The sequence below is a fragment of the Caballeronia sp. genome (assembly GCF_028292365.1).
Classification (GTDB): domain Bacteria; phylum Pseudomonadota; class Gammaproteobacteria; order Burkholderiales; family Burkholderiaceae; genus Caballeronia.
The window spans coordinates 1-2,968 of the sequence record NZ_JAQGMM010000130.1 but is presented as its reverse complement, the minus strand read 5'-3'; the positions used below and the strand labels follow the sequence as shown (position 1 = coordinate 2,968).

The following is a 2,968-nucleotide window of genomic DNA, read 5'->3' as shown; positions in this document are numbered from 1 at the left end:
TATAACCGCGCCAATTCGAAGCTCAACGCCGACATGCTCGAACGCCTCGCCGATAGCTGCCCGAACCTGATCGGCTTCAAGGACGGTGTAGGCGAGATTGAAAACATGGTGACGATCCGTCGCCGGCTGGGCGACCGGTTTTCGTATCTCGGCGGCTTGCCGACCGCCGAGGTTTATGCCGAAGCGTACAAGGCGCTGGGCGTGCCCGTGTATTCATCGGCGGTATTCAACTTCATTCCGAAAACGGCGATGGAGTTTTATAAAGCGGTGGCATCGCAGGATCACGCGACGACTGGCCGTCTGCTCGACGAGTTCTTCATGCCGTACCTCGCGATTCGCAACCGCAAGGCGGGTTATGCGGTGAGTATCGTGAAGGCGGGGGCGAAACTGATCGGCCGCAGCGCCGGTCCCGTGCGCGCACCGCTGACTGATCTGACCGAAGACGAAATGGCGCAGCTCGACGTCCTGATCAAGAAGCTCGGCGCTCAATAAAGCCCGCGCTCGTTAAAAAGCCGTTCCAACTCGCGGTGGAACGGCTTTTGTCGCATCTGCGTCGCGTATAAACGCTTAAAACCTAAGCCGCCAGCAACACCACCGTTAGCGAGCGCACGCCTTGTGCGCCGCGAATCAACACGCCTTCGATATCCGCCGTCGCCGATGGCCCCGTCACCAGCACGGCATAACGTGCGGCCTTGAAGTCATCGCGTCGATACACATCCTGCAGCCCATCCACGATCAGCGCGGGATCGAGCAGCACGACGAGGTGCTGCACCAGATAACCGATCGAATTGACGATGTATTCGTCCTCGCTGAACCAGACCGAGCCCGTTTCCGCCACGCCGAAGCGCGCCCGCACCACGCCTGCATCGACGTCCTGAAGCAACGCAGGGGACATATCAGCGATGAGCGCCCTGTTCCCATCGATACCAGGAACTGCCGACGCGATTAACGCGCCCGCGCCGAAGCGCTCAGCGAGCAGCGCGCGCACCGTATCGAGCGATTCGCCTTCGACCACCGTCCCGCCCATTGCAGCCAGCGCGGTACGAAAGCGTTCAAGGCGCTCACCGGGCGGGGTATCGAAGAGCGGTACCTCGGGACGTGGCCGCGCAGCCGGTTGCGCCGCGCGGATCTTGGCGAGAAAAGCCTCACGGGTCGTTGTCATTTCTTGGCCGCCTTGCGATTTTTCTTGTACCACTCGTGGAAAGTTTCCGCGGGCGTTTCGGGCAGATCGCGCTGCCGGCCCCAAATGTTCAGCGGGTTATAAAGCACGAAGTTCGGCAGCCGCTTGAGTGCGCCGCCGAGAGACGCAACCGTGCCTCTATACAAGGTCGGACTGGCAAGCAGCCGCCCTGCCATCTTCAGCACTTCCTGCTTCACGAACGGCACTTCATGATTCGCCGCGATGACCTCGCGCCACTTATAGATCTGCTCGTGAATGTTGACCTTCGTCGGACAGACGTTCGTGCAACTGCCGTTAAGCGTCGATGCAAACGGCAGGCTGCTGAAGCGCTTCATGTCGTAGGTCGGATTGATGATCGCGCCGATCGGCCCGGAGTATGTAAAGCCGTATGACAAGCCACCGCTCCTGCGATACACCGGACACGTATTCATGCAAGCGCCACAGCGGATGCATTTGAGCGAATACCAGAAATCCTCCATCGCGAGGCGTTCGGAACGGCCGTGATCGACGAGGATGTAGTGCATCTCCGAGCCCGGACGCGGCGCACGGAAATGCGAGGTGTATTGCGTGATCGGAGAGCCGAGCGCGCTGCGCGACAGCATGCGGATGAACACGCCGAGATCGGAGATTCGGGGAATCAGCTTTTCGATACCAATCGATGCAATGTGCAGCGGCGGCACATTCGCCGACAGATCAGCGTTGCCCTCGTTCGTGCACACCACGACCGTTCCCGTCTCCGCGACCGCGAAGTTGCAACCCGTCATGCCGGCGGTTTTCTCGCGCACGAAGTACGGCCGCGTGTTCATGCGCTGGCTTTCGGCGAGATAGTGGATGTCGCTGTTCTTCGGATCGGTGCCGATCGTGCGGCCGAACAGTTCTGCCACATCCGCGCGCAGTTTATGCACGGCCGGCACGACCATGTGGCTCGGATCCTGGTTATCCAGTTGCTGGATGCGTTCGCCGAGATCCGTTTCCATGACCGTGATGCCGCGCGGTTCGATGTACTCGCGCATCTTGCATTCATCGGTGAGCATGGATTTGCTTTTGACGAGCGTGGTCAAGCCGCGCTCGGACATCAGCTTGTAGACGATCTCGTTATGCTCTTCGGCGGTCGCCGCGTAATGCACGATCACGCCGTGCGACTCGGCTTGAGTCACGAACTGGTCAAGGTAATCGGCGAGATTGGATAGCGTGTGCTCCTTGATCCCCGATGCCAGGTCGCGCAGCGTCTCCCATTCGGGCATGCCGTGCGCTTGGGCGTCGCGTTTGCTGCGCAGGTCCCAGAGGCGTTTATCGTGGAAAGCGACGTGGTCTTCCTTCGCGATAAACGCACCCGCCGCCTTCGCGTGATCGAGCCGCTTGCTTTTTCCCTTCACGACGTCGCTCATGAGCGTGCTCCGTTCAGGACTTGGGCGATGTGGATGAAACGGGCATCAAGTTTCAGGCGTTCTGCGCAGCCTTGCTGATGCATGAGGCAAGACATATCGCCGGAGACAATATATTGCGCTCCCGCGCCGAGGTGATCGCGGACCTTGTCCTGCCCCATCCTCACCGATACCGCTTCTTCGGTCACTGAAAACGTGCCGCCAAAACCGCAGCATTCGTCGGAGCGCGCAGGCGTGACGAACTCGATGCCTTTAACGCCTTCCAGCAGCGCGCGGGGTTTGGAGAATGGCGCCCCATTGATCTCCGATGCAGACACTTCCTTCAGATGCCGGATAGCGCTGCAACTATTGTGCAATCCCACGCGATGCGGGAATTCGGCCCACGGGAATTCGCGCACCTTCA

4 protein-coding genes are annotated in these 2,968 nt (G+C 60.1%); 1 reads left to right on the top strand and 3 read right to left on the bottom strand.

Annotated features, from left to right (window positions below; all coding sequences use genetic code 11):
* On the top strand, positions 1-492 hold a 492-nt coding region (locus JWR14_RS07745; RefSeq protein WP_299703992.1), incomplete at its 5' end, for a dihydrodipicolinate synthase family protein.
* Positions 493-574: 82 nt separating this feature from the next.
* Here the strand turns inward: JWR14_RS07745 and JWR14_RS07740 are convergent.
* The 3 genes from JWR14_RS07740 to JWR14_RS07730 all read right to left on the bottom strand — a co-directional run.
* Positions 575-1,162, bottom strand: a complete 588-nt coding sequence (locus JWR14_RS07740; protein ID WP_299703989.1) for an LUD domain-containing protein — start codon at positions 1,160-1,162, stop codon at positions 575-577.
* Positions 1,159-2,568, bottom strand: a complete 1,410-nt coding sequence (locus JWR14_RS07735) for an LUD domain-containing protein (protein WP_299703986.1) — start codon at positions 2,566-2,568, stop codon at positions 1,159-1,161. Before JWR14_RS07735 ends, JWR14_RS07740 begins: the two co-directional genes overlap by 4 nt.
* The coding region (locus tag JWR14_RS07730) for a (Fe-S)-binding protein (protein WP_299703983.1) at positions 2,565-2,968 on the bottom strand (404 nt) is incomplete at its 5' end. The genes JWR14_RS07735 and JWR14_RS07730, both read right to left, overlap by 4 nt.